The sequence below is a fragment of the Nonomuraea sp. NPDC048901 genome, assembly GCF_040649695.1.
In the GTDB taxonomy this organism is placed as follows: domain Bacteria; phylum Actinomycetota; class Actinomycetes; order Streptosporangiales; family Streptosporangiaceae; genus Nonomuraea.
This window is the reverse complement of sequence record NZ_JBEZFW010000015.1, coordinates 57,844-78,412: the sequence shown is the minus strand read 5'-3', so window position 1 is coordinate 78,412 and position 20,569 is coordinate 57,844. Positions and strand designations below refer to the sequence as shown.

At 71.2% G+C, this 20,569-nt stretch carries 14 protein-coding genes and 1 pseudogene; 10 read left to right on the top strand and 5 right to left on the bottom strand.

Features of this window, described 5'->3' with window-relative positions; genetic code table 11:
- Positions 1-2 precede the first annotated feature (2 nt).
- The 4 genes from AB0C30_RS40525 (at position 3) to AB0C30_RS40510 (ending at position 10,346) form a co-directional block, all read left to right on the top strand.
- Entirely contained in the window at positions 3-1,139 is a 1,137-nt protein-coding gene (locus AB0C30_RS40525; RefSeq protein ID WP_357954069.1) for an AAA family ATPase, read from the top strand.
- Positions 1,136-5,326, top strand: a complete 4,191-nt coding sequence (locus AB0C30_RS40520) for a DUF5682 family protein (RefSeq protein ID WP_357954067.1) — start codon at positions 1,136-1,138, stop codon at positions 5,324-5,326. The genes AB0C30_RS40525 and AB0C30_RS40520 overlap by 4 nt, the downstream gene beginning before the upstream one ends.
- Positions 5,323-7,575, top strand: a complete 2,253-nt coding sequence (locus AB0C30_RS40515) for an SWIM zinc finger family protein (RefSeq protein ID WP_357954065.1) — start codon at positions 5,323-5,325, stop codon at positions 7,573-7,575. The genes AB0C30_RS40520 and AB0C30_RS40515 overlap by 4 nt, the downstream gene beginning before the upstream one ends.
- Before the next feature lie 551 nt (positions 7,576-8,126).
- Positions 8,127-10,346 carry an NADP-dependent isocitrate dehydrogenase gene (locus AB0C30_RS40510; protein ID WP_357954063.1) on the top strand — a complete coding sequence of 740 codons (2,220 nt, stop codon included), beginning with the start codon at positions 8,127-8,129 and terminating at the stop codon, positions 10,344-10,346.
- Positions 10,347-10,501: 155 nt separating this feature from the next.
- Here the strand turns inward: AB0C30_RS40510 and AB0C30_RS40505 are convergent, their stop codons facing one another.
- Both AB0C30_RS40505 and AB0C30_RS40500 read right to left on the bottom strand, forming a co-directional pair.
- Entirely contained in the window at positions 10,502-11,017 is a 516-nt protein-coding gene (locus tag AB0C30_RS40505; RefSeq protein ID WP_357954061.1) for a pyridoxamine 5'-phosphate oxidase family protein, read from the bottom strand.
- Between the two features lie 7 nt (positions 11,018-11,024).
- Positions 11,025-12,479, bottom strand: coding sequence for an MFS transporter (locus AB0C30_RS40500; RefSeq protein WP_357954059.1), 1,455 nt, complete (start codon positions 12,477-12,479; stop codon positions 11,025-11,027).
- Between the two features lie 100 nt (positions 12,480-12,579).
- Here AB0C30_RS40500 and AB0C30_RS40495 point away from each other — a divergent pair, with 100 nt between their 5' ends.
- The gene (locus tag AB0C30_RS40495; RefSeq protein WP_357954057.1) at positions 12,580-13,074 is read left to right on the top strand and encodes a helix-turn-helix domain-containing protein; all 495 of its coding nucleotides are present in this window, start codon (positions 12,580-12,582) and stop codon (positions 13,072-13,074) included.
- Positions 13,075-13,095: 21 nt separating this feature from the next.
- On the opposite strand, the gene AB0C30_RS40490 is transcribed toward AB0C30_RS40495, so the two are convergent.
- The 3 genes and pseudogenes from AB0C30_RS40490 to AB0C30_RS40480 form a co-directional block, all read right to left on the bottom strand.
- Positions 13,096-13,266, bottom strand: coding sequence for a hypothetical protein (locus tag AB0C30_RS40490; protein WP_357954427.1), 171 nt, complete (start codon positions 13,264-13,266; stop codon positions 13,096-13,098).
- 61 nt (positions 13,267-13,327) lie between these two features.
- Positions 13,328-13,513 (bottom strand): annotated as a pseudogene (locus AB0C30_RS40485) (ATP-binding cassette domain-containing protein); the annotation flags it as partial.
- Between the two features lie 2 nt (positions 13,514-13,515).
- A complete protein-coding gene (locus tag AB0C30_RS40480; RefSeq protein WP_357954055.1) occupies positions 13,516-14,022 on the bottom strand; it encodes a GNAT family N-acetyltransferase in 507 nt (168 codons plus the stop codon).
- A gap of 185 nt (positions 14,023-14,207) precedes the next feature.
- Here AB0C30_RS40480 and AB0C30_RS40475 point away from each other — a divergent pair, with 185 nt between their 5' ends.
- The 5 genes from AB0C30_RS40475 (at position 14,208) to AB0C30_RS40455 (ending at position 20,545) form a co-directional block, all read left to right on the top strand.
- Positions 14,208-15,476 (top strand): TetR family transcriptional regulator, encoded by a 1,269-nt coding sequence (locus tag AB0C30_RS40475; RefSeq protein WP_357954053.1) that lies wholly within the window; start codon positions 14,208-14,210, stop codon positions 15,474-15,476.
- A gap of 161 nt (positions 15,477-15,637) precedes the next feature.
- Entirely contained in the window at positions 15,638-17,458 is a 1,821-nt protein-coding gene (locus AB0C30_RS40470) for an NAD(P)/FAD-dependent oxidoreductase (RefSeq protein WP_357954051.1), read from the top strand.
- Positions 17,455-18,267 carry an SMP-30/gluconolactonase/LRE family protein gene (locus AB0C30_RS40465; protein WP_357954048.1) on the top strand — a complete coding sequence of 271 codons (813 nt, stop codon included), beginning with the start codon at positions 17,455-17,457 and terminating at the stop codon, positions 18,265-18,267. The genes AB0C30_RS40470 and AB0C30_RS40465 overlap by 4 nt, the downstream gene beginning before the upstream one ends.
- A complete protein-coding gene (locus AB0C30_RS40460) occupies positions 18,234-19,055 on the top strand; it encodes a hypothetical protein (protein WP_357954046.1) in 822 nt (273 codons plus the stop codon). Before AB0C30_RS40465 ends, AB0C30_RS40460 begins: the two co-directional genes overlap by 34 nt.
- Positions 19,052-20,545, top strand: coding sequence for an MDR family MFS transporter (locus tag AB0C30_RS40455; protein ID WP_357954044.1), 1,494 nt, complete (start codon positions 19,052-19,054; stop codon positions 20,543-20,545). Before AB0C30_RS40460 ends, AB0C30_RS40455 begins: the two co-directional genes overlap by 4 nt.
- The last annotated feature ends 24 nt before the right edge of the window (positions 20,546-20,569 follow it).

Below are 20,569 nucleotides of genomic sequence, written 5' to 3'. Positions count from 1 at the left end.
TCATGACTTTGACCGAAGACCGGGCTCCGGCCCGGCAGGTGCTCGCGGCCGAAGAGCGATACGCCGACGAACTCGCCTTCCTCGCCTCCTACGACGACGGCCCCCGCCCGCCCGGCTGGGCGCTAACCCCACACGCGGTGGTGACCTTCATCTGCGGCAGCGGCGAGGAGACCCTGCAAGGGCCCACGTCCCGCATGAAGGTGGCCACCAAGTTCGTCGGCGAACGCGCCCTCGTCGAACGCTGCGTGGTGACCCTCGCCGGCGAACGCGGCCTGCTACTGGTCGGCGAGCCCGGCACCGCCAAGTCGATGCTGTCGGAGCTACTGGCCGCCGCCGTCTGCGGCACCAGTGCGCTCACCGTGCAGGGCACCGCGGGCACCACCGAGGACGCCTTCCGCTACGGCTGGAACTACGCCCTCCTCCTCGCCCAAGGCCCCAGCCCCGCCGCACTGGTCGACTCCCCGGTGCTCACGGCCATGCGCTCCGGCCGCGTCGCCCGGGTGGAGGAGATCACCCGCTGCCTGCCCGAGGTACAGGACGCCCTGGTGTCGATCCTGTCCGACCGGCGGGTCAGCGTACCCGAACTCGCCGGCACCGAGGACGCCCAGGTGGCGGCCTCGCCCGGGTTCACCGTGATCGCCACGGCCAACCTGCGCGACCGCGGCGTCTCGGAGATGTCGGCCGCCCTGAAGCGCCGGTTCAACTTCGAGACCGTCGACCCCATCTCCGACGCCGAGGCGGAGACCACCCTGGTACGCCGCCAGGCCACCGCCGTGGTCCAGCGCGCGGGCGCCGCCTTCGGCGTGGACGACGCCGTGCTCGACGCGCTGGTCACAGTCTTCCGCGACCTGCGCTCCGGGCGCTCGGCCGAGGGCTGGGACGTGGAGCGCCCCGGCACGGTCATGTCCACCGCCGAGGCCGTACAGGTCGCGGCCTCGCTGGGGGTCGCGGCGGCGTACCTGCCCAGGGGGGACGTCCTCGACCTGGTGCCGGGGCACCTGCTGGGCGTCGTACGCAAGGACGATCCCGCTGATCACGGGCGGCTCCTCGGTTATTGGGACGGGCCGGTGCGACGACGGGCCGAGGACGGCTCCGCGATGTGGCGCCGCCTCTGGGACCTGCGGGAGAACCTCCGTTGACCACCCAGGACATCGATCCGCCCGCCAAGTCCGTGGGCGCCGTCCAGGCGGGCCAGACCGTGGAGTCTGTCCGGTCCGCCCAGACCGCCGACTCCGTGCGATCCGCCCAGACCGTGCGATCCGTACAGGCTACGCAGTCCGTTCAGGGAGCCGACGACGACTGGGGTGATGATCCCAGGCGAGTGGTCGACGCACTGGCTGCATCCGCCCGGCCGTACCTGCTGGGGGTGCGGCACCACAGCCCCGCGCTGGCGGTGGTCCTGCCCGCGCTGCTGGACGCCGCCGACGCCGAAGTGGTCTGCGTCGAACTGCCCGCGGACTTCCAGCCGTGGCTGACGTACCTGGCCGACCCCGGAACCGTCGCACCGGTCGCCCTCGCGGGGGCACGTGGCGACGGGGGGTTGGGTTTCTACCCGTTCGCCGACTTCTCGCCGGAGCTGGCGGCCATTCGATGGGCTTGGAAGCGCGGCGCCGAGGTGCTCTGCTGCGACCTCCCGCTGTCCGACCCCGGCTGGCACGCCACCGATCAGGCCCCACTGCCGGGCCTGTCCGAGGGCTCCGGCACGTCGCAGGAGACGCCGGTGGGTACGGCCAAGGAACCCGGCACGTCGTCGGATATGGCGGATCAGTCCGGCATGGCGTCGGATTCAGCGGAGGAGTCCGGCACACAGCCGGGGGCGTCGGCGGGTGGGGCGGGCTCACGAGGTATGTCCTTCGCCGAGGCACTGGCCGCAGCAGGGACCGGCCGCGATGGGGACGACATGTGGGACCGGGCCGTGGAGGTCCTCGCCCCCGGCTGCGAACCCGAAGCGGTCCGCCGCGCCGCCCTCGGCGTCGGCTGGGCATTGCGCCGGGACGCGGCGGCGGCAGGCGGCGTCCCGGCCATGGACCTGGCCCGCGAGGCGCACATGCGCCGCGTCATCGCGGGAGCCGCGACCGGCGGCCGGCGAGTCGTCGCCGTGGTCGGCGCCTTCCACGCACCCGCGCTGACCTGGCCCGACACGGATAGTGACACCGGCCCGTCCGCAGGTCACGGTAGTGCCGGCTCGTCTTCGGGCAGCGGTATCGCTCCTTCGCCTTCGAGCGGCGGCACCACTGGCTCGGCTGCAGGCGGCGGTACCGCTGGCTCGCCTGCTGGCGGTGGTCCTGGCTCGTCCATGGGCGGTGGAACCGCTGCTTCGTCGGCGGGCGGCGGGACAACTCCTTCGTCCGCGGGCGGTGGCATCATCAGCCCGTCCGCGGGCGACGGTTCGTCGTCGGTCACTTCGCTGGTGCCGTACGCCTTCGACCTGCTGGACTCGCGGTCCGGCTACCCGGCGGGGATCCGTGACCCGCGCTGGCAGCAGGCGGTGTTCGAGGCGGGTGGCGATCCCGAGCGGGTCAGGGACGGCGCCGCCCGCGCCATCACCGACCTGTGCCGGGAGCTGCGCGCCGCCGGGCACACCGCGGGCACCGGGGAGGCCGTCGAGACGCTGCGGCTCGCCTGCGACCTGGCCCGGCTGCGCGGCCTGCCCGCCCCAGGCCGGGGCGAGCTGCTGGAGGCGGTGACGACCGTGCTCGGCCAGGGCGAGCCCCTGGGGAGGGGACGGGCTCTGGCCAAGGCGCTCGACATCGTGTTCGTCGGCACCGAACGCGGCCGGACCGCGCCTGGCACACCACGTTCGGGGCTCGGCCCAGCGGTCGAGGCGGATCTTGCCGCGCTCAGGCTCCCGTGCCCGGACGATCCCGAACGCCGTGAGCTACGCCTCGACCCGCTCCGCTCCGACCTGGACGCGCGCCGGGAGGTTCTCCTGCGGCGCCTGCTGGTCTGCGGCGTCGGATACGGGGAGCCGATCGAGGTGGTGGGTACGGGCGATTCAGCCGCGCTCACCACCAGATGGCGGATGGCCTGGACCCCGGCGGTACCGGCCCTGCTCGACCTGGCGGGTGTACGCGGCGTGACCCTCGCCCAGGCAGCGGCCGGCACGTTGCGGGAGACGTTCCGCCGCGAATCCGCGGAAGGGGGACCCACCTGCGCCCTGATCCTCGACGGGCTCCGTGCCGCGGCCGGCTGTGACCTGCCCGACCTGGTCGCGGACCGCCTCGCCGACGCGGCCGTCGCGCTGCCCGCCACCGCCACGCTCACCGAACTGCTCGATGCCCTCGATCTGCTGGAGGCGCTGCGCCGGCAGCACCTCCCCGGCACCACGCCGGAAGACCGTCAGCATGCCACCGAACTGGTCGGCACCCTGCTGGAGGCCGCGGTCCGCGCCCTGCCCGGCCTGGCGGGCAGCGACCAGCCGGAGGACGCGGTCGCGCTGGTCGCCCTCGCCTCGCGGGTCGGCGAAGAGCGCCTCGGGCTGCGGATGGACGACGCCTTGGCGGTGCTGGCGCGTACCGCGTCCCCGCTCATGCAGGGCGCGGCCCTGGCCGCCCGGGTGCTGCTCGACCTTGACAGCGCCGACGCGCTCGGCGACCGGGCCGCCGGCTGGGTCGACACCGCCACCGGGCCGGACGGGCGCCTGCGTTTGAGCCGCCTGCTGACCGGCGTACTCACGGCGGCGGGGCCGCTGCTCCAGTCGGCGCCGGCGGCGCTCGACCCGCTGATGGACCGTGTGGACGGTTTGTCGGACAAGCAGTTCCTCGACCGGCTGCCGGCGTTGCGCGGTGGGTTCGACACACTCAGCCCGGCGGGCCGTACGCGGTTGCTGGGGGCGGTGTCGGAGCGGCTCGGCGACCGGCTCGACCTGGCACTGGACGCGCCGCCCGCACTCCTCGCCCTCTGGACCGCCGCCGACTCCGCCGGCCTGGCCGCCCTGAACGCACTCCGACTCCCCATGCCCGCCGTGGCGGGCGCGGCATCCGACCAGACGGACGTGCGGACCGTACCGGCTTGGCGGGAGGCGAAGGCGGCTCACCGTGAGGAGGCCAAGGCGGCTCACCGTGAGGAGGCGGACGCGGTCTTTTCCGAGCCGCAGTCGTCGCTGGGGGGCGAGGTGGATGCGGTCCTTTCCGAGTCCCCGTCGTCGCTGGACGGCGCGGCTCTCTCCGAACCCCCGCTCCCGGTCGACGAGGACGGGCGGGCTGAGCGGAGGCTGCTGCCGGCTGACCGGTGGCGGTTGCTGCTCGGGCGGGAGTCCGAGCGGCTCCCGGCCGACGCTCGCGCGTACGCGCGCGCCCTGGACGAGCTGTACGGCGCGGGGCGCGGCGAAGGCGCCAACGACTTCGGGCCGGGCGGCGACTCCGGCGGCAGGGAGCACCCGTTCCCCACCGCCCGTGAGTGGGGTGAGGAGCTGGAAGCCCTCTTCGGTACCGAGGTACGGGAGGAGGTGCTGGCCAAGGCAGCCGATGCCGGGCGCATCGACGTGCTCAGCGAGCTCGACCCCGCCTCGGTACGGCCGTCCGTCGAACTGCTGACCTCCGTACTCTCGCTGGCGGGCGGCCTGCCGGAGCAACAGGTGGCCAAGCTGCGGCCACTCGTACGCCGCCTGGTGGAAGAACTCACCAAGGAGCTCGCGACGCGGATGCGGCCCGCCATGACCGGGCTGGCGACCCCGCGTCCGACTCGCCGTCCGGGTGGGCGGCTCGACCTGCCGCGTACCCTGCGAGCCAACTTGTCGCACACGCGCCGCCTCGACGACGGCCGGATCGTGGTCGTCCCGGAACGGCCGGTGTTCAGCACCCGCTCCCGCCAGGAGGCCGACTGGCGGCTGATCCTGGTGGTCGACGTGTCCGGGTCGATGGAGGCGTCGGTGGTGTGGTCCGCGCTGACGGCCGCGGTGCTGGCGGGCGTGCCCACGCTGTCCACCCACTTCCTGTCGTTCTCCACACAGGTGATCGACCTGACGGACCGGGTGGCCGATCCGCTGTCCCTGCTGCTCGAAGTGCGGGTCGGCGGGGGTACGCACATCGCCGCGGGACTCGCCCGGGCCAGGTCGCTGGTCACGGTGCCGAGCCGTACGCTCGTCGTGGTCGTCAGCGACTTCGAGGAGGGCTACCCGATCGGGGGCCTGCTCGGCGAGGTGCGGGCGCTGGCCGGGTCCGGTGTCCACCTGCTGGGGTGCGCGGCCTTGGACGACAGTGGCGTACCCCGTTATTCGATTCCCGTCGCCCAGCAGCTCGTGGCGGCCGGCATGCCCGTCGCCGCCCTCAGCCCGCTCGCCCTCGCCCGATGGGTCGGCGACCGCCTCAGGGGAGAGAACCGATGAATGCCCCAACTTCGCTACCGCCGGTGGCGCCGCAGGTGGTCGCCGCCGCGGTCGAGAGCCTCACGTCCCGGCTGCGCAAGAAGCTGGACGCGGCGATCGAGCAGTACGCCGCCGTGCCCGTCGTCGCCGACGCCGAGGGCATCCGGATCAGCTGTGGCGAGGACGCCGTGGTCACGCTCTCGCCGGGACCGTCCGGCGCGATCGCCGACGACGGCCAGGCGCGGTGCAGCTGCCTCCTGGCCCCCCGGTGTCTGCATCGCGCGGCCGTACTGAGTGCCTGCCCGGTGGCGGACCCGGAGCTAACGGAGGCGGACACCTCCGACGGCTCCCCCGCAGGTGCCGACCCGCTCGGCACCGACATGGTCGCGGGGTCCGCGCCCGTTAGGACACCCACGGACTCGGCCGCAGAGCCCGCGCACGCGGCGATTGCCGGACCAAGTGCCGCGCAGGCGAGCACCACAGCGCCAGGCGCGACCCAGGCCGCAGGCCCGAACACCACTCAGGGCACAGGTCCGAACGCCACTCAGGCCGCAGGTCCGAACGCGGCTCAGGCATCGTGGACGGATGCCGCTCAAGCTGCAGGGAGGAACCCCGCTCAGTGCACTTTGGGAGCAGGCGTCGCTCAGGGGGCTGCGGGACCAGGCGCCGGGCAAGTGCCGGCAACCGCGCCGGGTTCCGCGCAGGTGGCGGCCGCGTCAAGTCTGTGGGCCGCCGCCGCGGCCATCCTGTCGGCCGGAGTGCCGGCGGCCGGTGCGGTGCCGCAGGCCGAGCTGCTCAGGGCCGCGCACTCGGCCAGGCTGGCCGGGTTGCCCAAGGCCGAGGCCGCCGCTCTGCGGGTCGTACGCGGGCTGCGGGCGGCCCGGGCCCGACACGAGGGCCACCGCCTCGCCGACCTGGTGTCCGCGCTGCGCGAGCTCCTGCTCATCGCGGGCCGGCTGGCGGGGGCCGACCCCGACCCCGCGCTGGTCGGCAGCGTGCGCCGAAGCTATCAGCCGGGCGGGAGCCTGCGGGTGTACGGCGTCTTCCGGGAGCCGGTGATCAGTGCCACCGGCTATGGCGGGGTGGTCACCCACCTCGTCACGGAGGATGGCCGATGGTTCTCGGTCGCAGACGTCAAACCGGGCGGTCCGGCCCGCGCCCGCGGGGCCGCCACCGCGCCCGTCTCGATCGGCCCCGCCATGCTGAACCACGCCCAGTTGGTACGGGCGGGACTGCTGATCACCGGAGCCACGATCTCGCCGGACGGGCGTCTGGGGGCGGGCGGCGGCGTACGGGCTACCCCGGTGAAGGGGCTGCCGTGGACGGAGGGGCCGCTGGCGGCCCTGTTCGCCCGCCCGCTGGCGGAGGCGGCCGGCCCCCGGCTATCCGGGCACGCCTGGAGCGAGTCAGACACGGAGGACAAGGCTCGCGAACCAGTCGGATGCGACCTGGTGATCATCGGTGCGGCGGGCGACCATGTACTCGCCCGCGAACTACTACCGGTGAGTGACCACCTGGGCTCCCGCGAATTGCTACCCGAAAGCGACCACGCGGACGTCCCAAGACCCGAAGGAGACCACCTGGGCGCCTCCGGGGTGATACCCGACGGCGTACCATCGGCCGATCCCCCGAGCCCGGTACGCGCGCACGGCCCGCTGATCCGGCTCGTCCCGGCCACCAGCCACCCCGACCTGGCCCATGTCGCCAACCTCCAGCGGCTCGCGTCCCGCCCCGGTCTGCTGGTGCGAGTGGTGGGCAGGGTGGATCCCGACCGGGCGGCCACCCTGCGCCCGCTCGCGGTGGGCCCGGTGCCGGGCGCCGAGGCGACGCTCCGCCTCCCGGCCGAATGGCACGACCGGGCCGACCTCGGGTACGACCGCCTGCAGGGCTCCCATCTCCCGCCGCAGGAGGCGTGCCTGCCGGGGCAGCCGGGCGCCGGGACCGAGGTGGACCCGGTGGCGAGCGCACCGCTCTGGCGGGTTCGGCGGCTGGTCGAGCTGGGCGTCTCCGGCGGGCGACGCGCGGTGGCCGAGTCGGCGCGCAACGGTGACTCCCACGCCCCGCTGCACCGGGCCGGGTTCCGTTCCGCCGCCGACCTGGCCACCAAGCTCACCGCAGAGGCCGACCGCAGGTCGCGCGACGTGTTCGGCCGGTTGGCGGACTCCGGCCCCGACCGGTACGCGTGGGCGTGGCTGGCCGCGGCCACCCACCTCGTCGCCACGGAACGGGCCATGATCCAGGCCTCCTGGCAGACGGATCACGCCAGGTGATCGGGTGCGTCGCAGTTTCGGTCATGAGCCGCCGATCTGCTACGCCGCGCCGACGTGCGGACGCCAGCCTCGGGTTCGTCGCTCTGGTCGGCTCTTGCGCGGCGGTGGCGTCTCAGCGCAGGGTGAGGGTCAGGTCCGGTTCCAGGCGGGCCCCCGGCCAGCAGCACCAGGCCAGGACGCTAGGGTAGGGGCAGCAGGCATCGCTGAGGGCAACGCCGCCGCCCTGCCCATGGGCTCGAGGGGGACCGGGAACCGGTCCTCCTACGAAGAGGCGTTCGCCGTCAACGTGCGTGCGCCGTACTTCCCCCGCGGCGGCTCGGGCCCCCACCATGCTCGCCGAGGGTAAAGGCAGCATCATCAGCTCGCTTGCCGCCAAGATCGCCATGCTGGGAATGTCGAAATACGGAGCAACCAAGTCCGCGCTGGAAGGACCCACCAGGCGCTGAGCTGCGGCTGCGGCCTGTGCCTGTAGGCAGTGATCAGCACCCTGCCTACGCCCGATAGATATGTAGTTGATGAAATGTTCGCAAATGTGGGAGTAGAGCAATCCGGTGACTGATCCGACCATCATTTACACGCACACTGACGAGGCCCCAGCCCTGGCGACGTACTCCTTCCTGCCAGTGGTCCGGGCGTACGCCTCGCAGGCGGGTGTCGCTGTGGAGTCCCGTGACATCTCGCTGGCCGGGCGCATCCTCGCGGTCTTCCCCGAATACCTCAACGAAGACCAGCGGATCAACGACGACCTCGCGGAGCTGGGCGAGCTGGCCAAGACCCCCTTGGCCAACATCGTCAAGCTGCCCAACATCTCGGCCTCCGTCCCGCAGCTGAAGGCGGCCGTCGCCGAGCTGCAGGCCAAGGGCTACGCGCTGCCGGACTACCCGGACGAGCCGAAGACCGACGAGGAGCGGGAGATCCGCGCCCGTTACGACAAGGTCAAGGGCTCCGCTGTGAACCCCGTGCTGCGCGAGGGCAACTCCGACCGCCGCGCTCTCGCCTCGGTCAAGAACTACGCCAAGACCCACCCCCACCGGATGGGCGCCTGGACCGCCGAGTCCAAGACCAACGTGGCGACCATGGGCGTGGACGACTTCCGCTCCACCGAGAAGTCCGCGGTGATCTCCGAGGCCGGTTCGCTGCGCATCGAGCTGAAGGGGGACGACGGCTCCACCATCGTGCTGCGCGAGTCCGTGCCGGTCCTCGAGGGCGAGGTGGTCGACGCCTCGGTGATGCGCGTCGCCGCCCTGCGCGAGTTCCTCACCGCGCAGGTCGCCCGTGCCAAGGAGGAGGGCGTCCTGTTCTCCGTGCACCTGAAGACCACGATGATGAAGGTCTCCGACCCGATCATCTTCGGTCACGTGGTGCGCGCCTTCTTCCCGAAGACGTTCGCGAAGTACGGCGGGACGTTCGCCGCGGCCGGTCTGACCCCGAACGACGGTCTGGGCGGCATCTACAAGGGCCTGGAGAACCTGCCCGAGGGCGCCGAGATCAAGGCATCCTTCGACGCCGAGCTCGCCGAGGGCCCGAAACTGGCCATGGTCGACTCCGACAAGGGCATCACCAACCTGCACGTGCCGTCCGATGTCATCGTCGACGCCTCCATGCCGGCCATGATCCGCACCTCCGGCCACATGTGGGGTCCGGACGGCCAGGAGCACGACACGCTCGCGGTGCTCCCGGACTCCAGCTACTCCGGCGTCTACCAGGCCGTGATCGACGACTGCCGCGCCAACGGCGCCTACGACCCCTCCACAATGGGCTCCGTCCCGAACGTCGGCCTGATGGCACAGAAGGCCGAGGAGTACGGTAGCCACGACAAGACCTTCGAGATTCCCACCACGGGTACCGTCCGCCTCGTCGACCAGGCCGGCAACGTCGTGATCGAGCAGACGGTCTCCGCCGGGGACGTCTTCCGCGCCTGCCAGACCAAGGACGCCCCGATCAAGGATTGGGTGCAGCTCGCCGTCACCCGCGCCCGCGCCACCGGCGACCCGGCCGTGTTCTGGCTGGACGAGGACCGCGCCCACGACGCCGTGCTCATCGAGAAGGTCAAGCGGTATCTGACGGAGCACGACACCGAAGGCCTGGACATCCGCATCCTGTCCCCGGTCGAGGCGACCAAGCTGTCCGTGGAGCGCATCCGCCGCGGCGAGAACACCATCTCCGTCACCGGCAACGTCCTGCGCGACTACCTGACGGACCTGTTCCCGATTCTGGAGCTGGGCACCAGCGCCAAGATGCTGTCGAGCGTCCCGCTGATGGCGGGCGGCGGCCTGTTCGAGACGGGCGCCGGGGGTTCCGCCCCGAAGCACGTCCAGCAGCTGGTCAAGGAGAACTACCTGCGCTGGGACTCGCTCGGCGAGTTCTTCGCGCTGGTGCCGGCCTTCGAGCAGTACGCGAAGACGACCGGCAACCAGCGTGCCCAGGTCCTCGCCGACGCCCTCGACCGCGCCACGGCGACCTTCCTCAACGAGGACAAGTCCCCGACCCGTCGCCTCGGCGGTACCGACAACCGTGGCAGCCACTTCTACCTGTCCCTGTACTGGGCACAGGAGCTGGCCGGCCAGACCGCCGACGCCGACCTCGCCAAGGCGTTCGCCCCGCTCGCCGAGACGCTCGCCGCCAACGAGCAGAAGATCGCTGACGAGCTGATCTCCGTCCAGGGCAAGCCGGCCGACATCGGCGGCTACTACCAGCCCGATCCGGCGAAGGCCGCCGCGGTCATGCGCCCGTCGGAGACCTTCAACAAGGCGCTCTCGACCCTCGCCTGACAGTCGCGCAGATGGTCTCTGGCCGAAGCTCGGGGGATCTGGCCGGCGCTGCCGTCCGGTAGAACCCGGTAGGCCAGAGATCATCCGCAAGGCGGGTTCCGGTAGACGAAAGGACAAGGGCCCGCCGCTCAGCGGGCCGTCCGGCAGCTCCGGATCTACGGCGGCGGTTCAACGAGGTGATGGGGCGCTTTCGCGGTCGCAGCCAGCCAGATCTTGCCCTGCAGGTCGGCGCCGCGGATGACCTGGACGCGCCACGGGGTCAGCCGCAGGATGTGCAGCTGAGGGTCGGCGGGGCTTGTCCAGAAGTTGCCCAGCTCGTACCCGGCGCCGGGCGGGCTGCCCTTGCGGTAGAGGTTCCAGGCCCGGCGGGTGAGCGTCAGATCGTCGACCCACTCGGCCACGGTGTCGAGGCTCACAGCGTTCTGCCGGGGACTCCAGTACGAGAACGTGGTGTGCGGGTTGCCGGCCAGGTGCGCCGCCTTCACCGGGGTCCGGTAGGTGGCCAGCCAGCCGATCGGGCGGCCGTCGACGACCTCCCAGATCGGTATCAGGACGCGCGCCCGGGGGCGTCCTTTGGCGTCCACGGTGGTCATGGTGGCGTACACGATGTCGCCGATGTAAGCGGCGAACTGATCCTCGATCTCGCTGAACGAGGTCACCTTGATGGTCATGAGGTCCTCACACCGAGGTCGGGGCGGACACAGGGGTGTTCTGCGGCGCTTCGGGACCGGCGGTGCGGCGGGCGATCCCGAAGGCGGTGACCAGGGCACCGGCGACCGCGGCCGCGACCGGGACGACGAGGGCGAACCGGAGGGAGTCGAGCATCGCTTCAGGTGTGGTGGCGTCACCGAGCGCCGCCACGCTCACCGCGGTCACCGCCGACAGCCCGAGCGCGGTGCCGAACTGGAAGGAGGTGTAGAGCAGGCCGCCGGCCAGGCCGTGCTCATGCTCCTCGATCCCGTCGGTGGCGGCCATGGTCAGCGGGCCGTACGCCAGGGAGAAGGCCAGGCCGAGCAGGAGCATGGTCGGCAGCATGGCGGCGTAGGTCCAGTCCATTCCGATCGGCAGGAAGAGCGCGTACCCCAGGGCGGCGACCACCAGCCCACCGAACAGCACGCGGGCGTTGCCGAACCGGTTCACCAGCCGCGGAGTGAGCGTCGGCGCGAGGATCGTGTCCATGCCGATCACCAGCATGGCCAGACCGGTCTGCAGACTGCTCCAGCCGCGTACCTCCTGCAGGTAGAGGGTGGCCGCGAACTGAAATCCGGCGAAAGAGGCGAGGAACAGCAGCGCTCCCACGTTGGCCCGGACGAGCGCGCGGGAGCGCAGGATGCCCAGCCGTACCAGGGGGTTGGCCGTCCGCCGTTCGATCAGCACGAAGATCGCCAGCAGGGCGAGGCCCGCGCCGAACACGCCGAGCGTGCCCACCAGGCCGTTGCCGGGGTGCTCCAGGCGGACCACGCCGTACACCAGCAGCAGCATCGCGCCGGTGATGCTGAACGCGCCGGCCAGGTCGAAGCCGCCCGACGGGCGTTCATGCACCGCGCTCTCCTTGAGCAGGACCACCGCCGCGACGAGGATCACCGCCGCCATGAGCACCGGCGCGAAGAACACCCATCGCCATCCGATCGAGGTCAGCAGCCCGCCGACGACCAGGCCGAGCGAGAAGCCGCCCGCGGCCGTGCCGGCGTAGACCCCGAGCGCCTTGGTACGTTGCGGCCCCTCGGGGAAGTTGCCGGTGATCAGCGAAAGCCCGGCGGGCGCCATGAACGCGGCCGCGACCCCGGTCACGAAGCGGGCGACCAGCAACATCCACCCTTCGGTCGCGAAGCCTCCCAGGCCGGAGAAGACCAGGAAGACCGTCAGCCAGAGCAGGAACATCCGCCGGCGGCCCAGCAGGTCGGCCGCCCTGCCGCCCAGCAGCATGAATCCCCCGTAGCCGAGCACGTAGGCGCTGACCACTCCGCTGAGCATGCCGGTGGACAGGCCGAGATCGGTCCGGATCGACGGCAGTGCCACGTTCAGCATCGCCACGTCGATCCCTTCCAGGAAGACGGCTCCGGCGAGCACGAAGAGCACTCCCCAGGCGCGGGCGTTCATGCGGTTGTTCGATGCGGGCATCGATATGGACATGGTCCACTCCTCTCGAAAAGCACAGGACCGGCCACGGTTCCTCAACCGCTTGCCGGTTCCTTCTGGTAACCGGCCAAATCGTCGTGCATCATGGGATGTCATGGAAGACGGCACTCTCAAGTCCCTCGGTTACTGCGGGGATACCGACGGCGATTACGACGTCCTTCAGTGGGACACGCGGGAGGACTGCGAGGTCCGGCAGATTCTCGACCGCGTGGCGGACAAGTGGTCGCTGCTGGTCATCGCCCTCCTCGACCGGCGCAGCCTGCGCTTCACCGAGCTACGCCGCATGATCGACGGGGTCAGCCAGCGCATGCTCACGCGGACGCTGCGGCATCTGGAGCGCGACGGGCTGGTCAGCAGGACCGTGCACCCGACCGTCCCGCCACGTGTCGACTACGAGCTCACCTCGCTGGGCGTGACCCTGCACTCCACCATCCGCGCGCTGGTCACCTGGACGGAGACGCACCAGAACGAGATCGCCGCCGCCCGCACCGCCTACGACGCCCGCGTGCGGGCCGAGGAGCAGGCCGCCGAAGCGGCAGCCGCCGAACGGGCCGAGATCGCCCACAACGCCCTGGCGGCCATCCACTGACGCGACGGTTCGGCACCACGCTCAGACGCCGGCCGTGCCGTGGCTCGGTCGCCGCGTGGAGCTTGAGCGGGTCTCTGCCCCGGTGGGTCCGATCGATCGAATCGCCTCGTACAGCCCGCCCACCACGACGTCCACGGACGCCGTCGCGTCGATCACCAGCGTGACCCGGTCGCCGAGGCCCAGTCCGAGCATGGCGGCCTGGTTGCGTGCGACGAGTACGCCACGGCGCAGGTCGGCCGAGCCCGCGCGCGGACGAGGCGGAATCCAGCGCTCCGGTGGGTTCGTCGGCGAACACGACGTCCGGCTTCGTGACGAGCGCGCGGGCGCAGGCCACCCGCTGCTGCTGACCGCCGGACAGTTGGCTCGGCCGGTGGCCCAGCCGGTCGCGCAGGCCCACGGCGTCGATGATCGCCTCCAGCGCCGCCCGGCCCGGCCTCCTCCTCAAGAAGGGGACTGCTCCGGTGGCCGCAGGTGGAGCCGCATGGCGGGGTCGCGCGAAAGGGCGAAGCCCAGGGACCGGTAGAGCGGTTCGCCCTCGGAGGAGGCGCGCAGGTCGATCGTCCTGATGCCACGGTCGCGATACCAGTCGAGCAGCGCGGCCATGCACCTGCGCGAGTAGCCGCGTCGCCGGTGGGCCGGGTCGGTCACGACGTTGAAGACGTACCCGACCTCGCCGCTGGGGTTGCCCGGCCCCGGGAGCCGGCACTCGACGGTGCCGACCGCGCACGCGGCCAGCAGGCCCGCCCGGCCCACCAGGTCCGGTCGGTCCACGACGAAGGCGACCAGTGTGGGATCCGGCTCGGCCAGCCGCTCGCGGAGCATCACCTCCGCGGTCGCCTTCCAGCCTCCGTCGGCCGACCGGTGCCCCGCCAGCTGAGTCATCAACACTCCGCGCAAGCGGACCAGCTCCGCGGCGTCGGCCGCGGTCGCCCTGCGTGCCTCGTTCATCGGCCAGAGCCTAGCCGCGTGGACGTGGAACAGGCGATCTTCACCCGTTGACGGCCGGGTGGCACACGGGCGAGCCGTCCGCCCGCCGTCTTGGCGGCTGACCTGCTCGTCGGGCCCGAACTCCAGAGAGTTGCTTGCACTTAGTGCAGATGCACCCTTCCATGCCGAGGCCCTACTGTCTAGGAGTGAGCCCCACGTCCCCTGGCGCCCGGACCACAGGTGGCGCGGACAAGACCGAACGCCGGCGCCGGCTGCGTCAGGCCGCCCTGACGTTGTTCGAGCAGCGCGGATTCGCCGCCGTGTCGATCGACGACATCGCGGCGGCCGCCGGTGTGTCCCGGCGCACCTTCTTCAACCACTTCGACACCAAGGCGGGCGCCCTGTTCGACCCGGCCCCCGGCGAAGCGGCCCAGCTCGCGGATCTGTTCGTACGGGAGGCCGGCGCCGACCCGTGGGTCGCCCTGACCAGGGCTCTGAAGGCATTTCTGACTGCGGAGTTCCGGACGGTGTCCGCGCGGCGGCGCATCCTGGCCGGTCAGCCCGAGCTGAACCGCTTCCTCCTGGGGGCCGACGCTCATCTCGAGGAGTCCATCCTCGACTGGCTCGGCAGCCGCGGCATCACCGGCCTGAGTGCCAGGACGATGAGCAGCATGGCGCTCGCCTGCGTCCGGGAAAGCGTCATGGCGTGGGACTCCGAGGGCGGCCCGGCACGGCTGTTCGAGATCCTCGACCAGATGTTCGCGCTGGCCGCTGCCGGTACAGCGGCCATCTGCGCGGCGCCGGCCGCACGCACGGACACCGCCATCGGCAAAACCACACCGAAGGCGGGTCAGACCCGGAGCCGGATCCTGCTGGCCGCCGAACGTCTGTTCGCCGAGCACGGGGTGTTCGCGGTCTCCAACCGCCAGATCAGCGAGGCCGCAGGGCAGAGCAACAACGCCGCGGTCGGCTACCACTTCGGCACCAAGGCCGACCTGCTGCGCGCGATCGTCGAGCACCACACCACGCTGATGGAGCGGATCCGCGAACGATTGCTGCGGACCAGGGGTGACAGTACGGATCTGCGCGACTGGGTCGCCTGCGTCGTGCTGCCGTTCACCGAGCATCTGAGCAGCCTGGAAACCCCGACCTGGTATGCCAGGCTCGCCGCTCAGATCATGACCGAACCGCAGCTACGCGAGCTGGCGGCCGCGGGACTGCAGGACGCGCCCAACTTCTACACGGTCGTCGGCGGCCTGCACAGCTGTCTTCCGGCGCTTTCCCCCGAGCTGCGCCGCCGACGTGACGACATGGCACGCACGCTGCTCGTGCACATCTGCGCCCATCGCGAGCGCACGCTGCCGCCCGACGTGGACGCGGCCAGGGAGGCATGGTCGGCCACGGCCGCCGAGCTGATCGATGCCATCGAAGGGCTGTACCTGGCCCCGCAGTCGAGCGTTAAGGCAGTCGTTTGACTTAATTTTCCGCATTCGGTTAGCTTCTCTCCGACGGGGCGATCATTCGCCGCTGCAAACGTGTCGCCGCCTCGTCCGATCGGCTCCGCGCCGGACGATGTCCCGTGCCATCTCCCCGGGCGCGGCAATGACTCAGCGGCTCCCGCATCGGAAGGGCATGCATGGACCTCTCTTCGCCGCCTGCGCGTTTCACAGTCGCGGAACTGGGCTTCGACCCGGACGTGCTGCGCGCCAGGTACCGCCACGAACGCGATCGCCGGCTGCGGCCCGACGGCAACGCCCAGTACCAGGGCGCCCGCGGCAAGTTCGGCTACTACGCCGCCGACCCGTACACCGAACGCGCCGAGCGGGAACCGGTCCGCGACCGAGTCGAGGCACTGGTGGTGGGTGGCGGCTTCGGCGGGCTGCTCACCGGGGCCAAGCTCCGTGAGGCCGGCGTGGACGACATCCGGATGCTCGACGAGGCCGGCGACTTCGGCGGCACCTGGTACTGGAACCGCTACCCGGGCATCCACTGCGACATCGAATCATCGATCTACCTGCCGCTGCTCGAAGAGGCCGGCTACCTGCCCACCATGCGATACGCGCCCGGCGAGGAGATCCGCCGGCACGCCGTCGCGATCGCCGAACTCTACGACCTGTACCGCGACACGCTGTTCCACACCCGCGTCACGCAACTGCGCTGGGACGACGCCGCGGCCGAATGGCAGGTGCGCACCGACCGTGGCGACGACTTCCGGGCCCGCTATGTCGTGATGTCCGCCGGCACCCTGGTACAGCCGAAGCTGCCCGGCATCCCCGGCATCGAGACGTTCCGCGGGCACACCTTCCACACCAGCCGCTGGGATTACGGCTACACCGGCGGCGACCAGAACGGCGGCCTGCACAAGCTCGCCGACAAGCGCGTCGCGGTGGTGGGCACCGGCGCCACCGGGATCCAGGTCATCCCGCACCTGGGGCGCGACTCGCAGCACCTGTACGTCTTCCAGCGCACCCCCTCGTCGGTCGACGTGCGCGACAACCGCCCCACGGACCCGGCCTGGGCCGCTTCGCTCAAACCCGGCTGGCAGCAGGAACGGATGAGGAACTTCCTCACCGTCGTCACCGGCGGGCTCGCCGAACAGGACCTGATCGATGACGGCTGGACCAGCACCGCACGGCTGCAACGTCACCTGATGGCCGGCACCGTCGACACCGACCTGTCACCCGAGCGACGCGAGTACCTCGACGAGATCGCCGACTTCCAGAAGATGAACCAGATCCGCGCCCGCGTCGACGAGATCGTCGGCGACCCGGCCACCGCGGAACTGCTCAAGCCCTGGTACCGCTACATGTGCAAGCGGCCCACCTTCAGCGACCACTACCTGCAGACGTTCAACCGCCCCAATGTCACTCTGGTCGACACCGCCGACCACGGCGGCATCACCGGGATGACGGAGTCGGCGGTCGTGGTCGGCGAGCAGGAGTACGAGGTCGACTGCGTCATCTTCGCCACCGGCTTCGAGGTCGGCCTTTCGGGCATCCTCACCGGCTCCCTGCCGGTGTACGGCCGGGGCGGCGCGGCCCTGCTCGACACCTGGCGGCGGCAGGGCCCTCGTACGCTGCACGGCTTCTACAGCCACGGCTTCCCGAACCTGTTCCACCTGGGCTCACTGCAGAACTCCGCCGCGGTCAACTTCGTGCACATCCTGCAGGAGCAGGCCACCCACATCGGTGCCGTGGTCGCCGAGGCCCGCCGGCGTGGCATCGCGTCGGTCGAGCCGACCCGAGACGCCGAGGACGCATGGGTCACCACCATCCGGGAGCTGGCACCGGACAACAGGGCGTTCCAGGCCGAATGCACGCCGGGCTACTACAACAACGAAGGCAAACCACGCTCGGTCAGCCAGACGTACGGGCCCGGCCCCGTCGCCTTCCACGACCTGCTGCGCCGCTGGCGCGCCGAGGGCGGCATGGACGAGGTACTGGCGGGCAACCGATGAACCGCCGGAAAGTCGAGCAGCTGATCCAGGCGCGCCCGCTGTGGGGATCGAACGGCATGGCCTTCGGACCCGACGGACGCCTGTACGTGGCCCAGTTCCTCGCCGGGCAGATCAGCGCCGTCGACCTGGCCACCGGCGACGTCGAGGTGGTCGTGCCATCGGACGGGCCACTGCACGCCCCCGACGACCTCGCCTTCGACACCGACGGCGCGATGTACGTGACCGACCTGGTCCCGGGCCGGGTGTGGCGACGTGACCCGGCCGGAGGCTTCGCGCTGGTCACCGACGAGATCACCGCACCCAACGGCATCGCCTGCGTCGGCACTCGGGTGTTCGCCAACGAGATGATCCCGGGTGGACGCCTGCTGGAGCTGTCCCCGGCAGGCGACGAACCCACGGTGCTCACGACCGGCCTGGCCATGGGCAACGCCATGCAACTCGGCCCGGACGGGCAGCTCTACTACCCCCACATGCTCACCGGTGAGGTGTTCCGCATCCCGCTCGACGGCGGCGATCCGGAACTGGTGGCCGCGGATGTCCCGGATCCGGTCGCCGTGCGCTTCGATCGCGGTGGCGCCCTGCTGGTCCTCTCCCGTGGCGCGAGCGGGATCGTCACGCGCGTCGACCTGGCCGGCACAGGCGACCGGTCCGCATCGTCAGCGAACTCAACGCCCTGGACAACGCCGCCTTCGACGCCGACAACCGGATGTTCGTCTCCAGCTACGCCCACGGCGGCGTCGCCGAGCTCATGGCAGACGGACGTACCCGCCAGATCGTGCCCCGCGGACTCGGGGGCCCCTTCGGGGTGACCATCGATCTCGGTGGCGGCATCCACGTGGCCGACCACTACCGCCTCACCCAGCCCGCCGACCAACAGGGCGAAGCCGACCAACAGGGCGAAGCCGATCAATCTGGCGAAGACGTCACCACCACCCAGCTGCTGAACTTCGTGCACGGCGTCGCCGCCGACGGTGACCTGCTCCACACCACCTCCCAGTATGGGCACGTACGCACCTACGACCGGCGCTCCGGCACGGTGCGCACCAGGGCCAGCGGCCTGAACCGTCCGCTGGGCATCGCCGTGCGCACCGACGGCACCCTGGTGGTCGCCGAATCCGGCGCCGGCCGCGTCGTCGCGATCGACCACGACGACCAGGTCAGTGTGCTGGTCGAGGGCCTCGGCCGCCCGGTCGACGTAGCCGTCGACGCCGACCAGCGCTGCTACATCAGCGACGAGCGGCTCGCCGCGGTGTACCACGTCGAGGACGGCGTACCCCGGCTGCTCGCCGACGGGCTCGGCACCCCGCAAGGCATCACCGTCTACAACGGCACCGTGTACGTCGTCGAGACCACCCACCGCCGGCTGCTCGCCATCGACCTCGCCACCGGCGACGTCGAGATCGAAGCCGACTCTCTTCCGGTCGCGTCCGCGGCCGGCCTGACCCGCCCCGAACCCGACTTGTTCATCCCGCCCGGCCTACCCGGAATACCGCGGCCGTTCGCCGGAATCGCGGCCGCGGGGGACGGCTCCCTGATCATCGCCGCGAACGGCGACGGCAGCGTTCTGCGCGTGAACCCCGAAGAGAGCGCACCATGAGCTCCAGCCCCGACAGGACCCACCGGCAGATCCTCGAAGCGCTCAGCGGGCTGCTCCTCGCCCTGTTCGTCTCGACACTGGCCAGCACCGTGGTCTCCACCGCGCTGCCGCGCATGCTCGGTGTACTGCGTGGTTCCCCCACCCAGTACACCTGGGTGGTGACCGCCACGCTGCTGGCCGCCACCGTCGCCACCCCGATCTTCGGTAAGCTCGCCGACCTGTTCTCCAAGCGGGCACTGATCCAGATCGCCGTCCTGATCTTCATCGCCGGCTCGATCGCCGCCGGCCTCTCCCAGAACGCCGGGCAACTGATCGCCGCCCGCGCCCTGCAGGGCGTCGGCGTCGGCGCGGTGCAGACCCTGGTCAACATCGCGATCGGCGCGCTGGTGTCGCCCCGGGAACGTGGCCGCTACGCCGGATACCTGTCCAGTGTCACGTCGATCTCCACCATCGGCGGCCCGCTGCTGGGCGGCTTCATCGTCGACACCTCGTGGCTGGGCTGGCGCTGGTGCTTCTTCGTCGGCATTCCTGTCGCGATCGTCGCGCTGATCATCCTGCAGCTGACCCTGCGACTGCCGATCTACCGCCGCGACAACGTGAAGATCGACTACTGGGGCGCCACGCTCATCACCGCGGGCGTCAGCCTCCTGCTGATCTGGGTCTCCTTCGTCGACGACGCCTTCGCCTGGGCCTCCTGGCAGACCGCCGCCATGGTCGGTGGCTCGATACTGCTGCTCGGCGTCGCGCTCTGGGTCGAATCCCGGGTCTCCGAGCCCATCGTGCCGCTGCGTGTCATCCGGCAACGCGCCACCGCCCTCGCGATCCTCGGCAGCCTCGCCGCCGGCACCGCCATGTACGGCGCGACCGTCTTCCTCACCCAGTACTTCCAGATCAGCCGCGGCCACACCCCCACCGAGGCCGGCCTGCTCACCATCCCGATGATGGCCGGCATCCTGATCGCCTCGATCGTCGGCGGCCGGCTGGTCACCCGTACCGGAAAGCTCAAGCCGTTCCTCATCACCGGAACCATCGCTCTTACCGCCGGATTCGTGATCCTCGGCCTGCTCGACCAGCACACGCCGATGCCGCTCATCGGTTTCGCGATGGTGCTCGTCGGCGCCGGCGTCGGCCTGACCCTGCAGAACTTCGTCCTCGTCGTGCAGAACGCCGTCGCGCTGACCGACATCGGCGCCGCCAGCGCTACTGTCGTGTTCTTCCGCTCCCTCGGCGGCACGGTCGGCGTCGCCGTGCTCGGCGCGGTCCTGGCCCGCCAGGTCGGCGCCGGCACGGCCGACGGCGTGCCACCGGCCACCGCCTACGGCGACGCCACCGGACACGTCTTCCTCATCTCGGCCGCCGTCGCCGTCGTGGGTGTGGTCGCCGCGCTGCTGCTCAAGCCGATCACCCTGCGTACGAACGCGGACGCGCTTAAGCCGCAGGCTGAGACCACGTCCGCGAGCGGCACGGAGGCCGTGAAAAGCCAGAAATGATCAATACGATGGGCGGGTCTGGAG

Coding starts and splice junctions, on each gene's coding strand:
- AB0C30_RS40525 (WP_357954069.1), top strand. CDS start 3: ATGACTTTGACCGAAGACCGGGCTCCGGCCCGGCAGGTGCTCGCGGCC.
- AB0C30_RS40515 (WP_357954065.1), top strand. CDS start 5,323: ATGAATGCCCCAACTTCGCTACCGCCGGTGGCGCCGCAGGTGGTCGCC.
- AB0C30_RS40505 (WP_357954061.1), bottom strand. CDS start 11,017: ATGACCATCAAGGTGACCTCGTTCAGCGAGATCGAGGATCAGTTCGCC.
- AB0C30_RS40500 (WP_357954059.1), bottom strand. CDS start 12,479: ATGTCCATATCGATGCCCGCATCGAACAACCGCATGAACGCCCGCGCC.
- AB0C30_RS40495 (WP_357954057.1), top strand. CDS start 12,580: ATGGAAGACGGCACTCTCAAGTCCCTCGGTTACTGCGGGGATACCGAC.
- AB0C30_RS40490 (WP_357954427.1), bottom strand. CDS start 13,266: ATGCTCGGACTGGGCCTCGGCGACCGGGTCACGCTGGTGATCGACGCG.
- AB0C30_RS40480 (WP_357954055.1), bottom strand. CDS start 14,022: ATGAACGAGGCACGCAGGGCGACCGCGGCCGACGCCGCGGAGCTGGTC.
- AB0C30_RS40470 (WP_357954051.1), top strand. CDS start 15,638: ATGGACCTCTCTTCGCCGCCTGCGCGTTTCACAGTCGCGGAACTGGGC.
- AB0C30_RS40465 (WP_357954048.1), top strand. CDS start 17,455: ATGAACCGCCGGAAAGTCGAGCAGCTGATCCAGGCGCGCCCGCTGTGG.
- AB0C30_RS40455 (WP_357954044.1), top strand. CDS start 19,052: ATGAGCTCCAGCCCCGACAGGACCCACCGGCAGATCCTCGAAGCGCTC.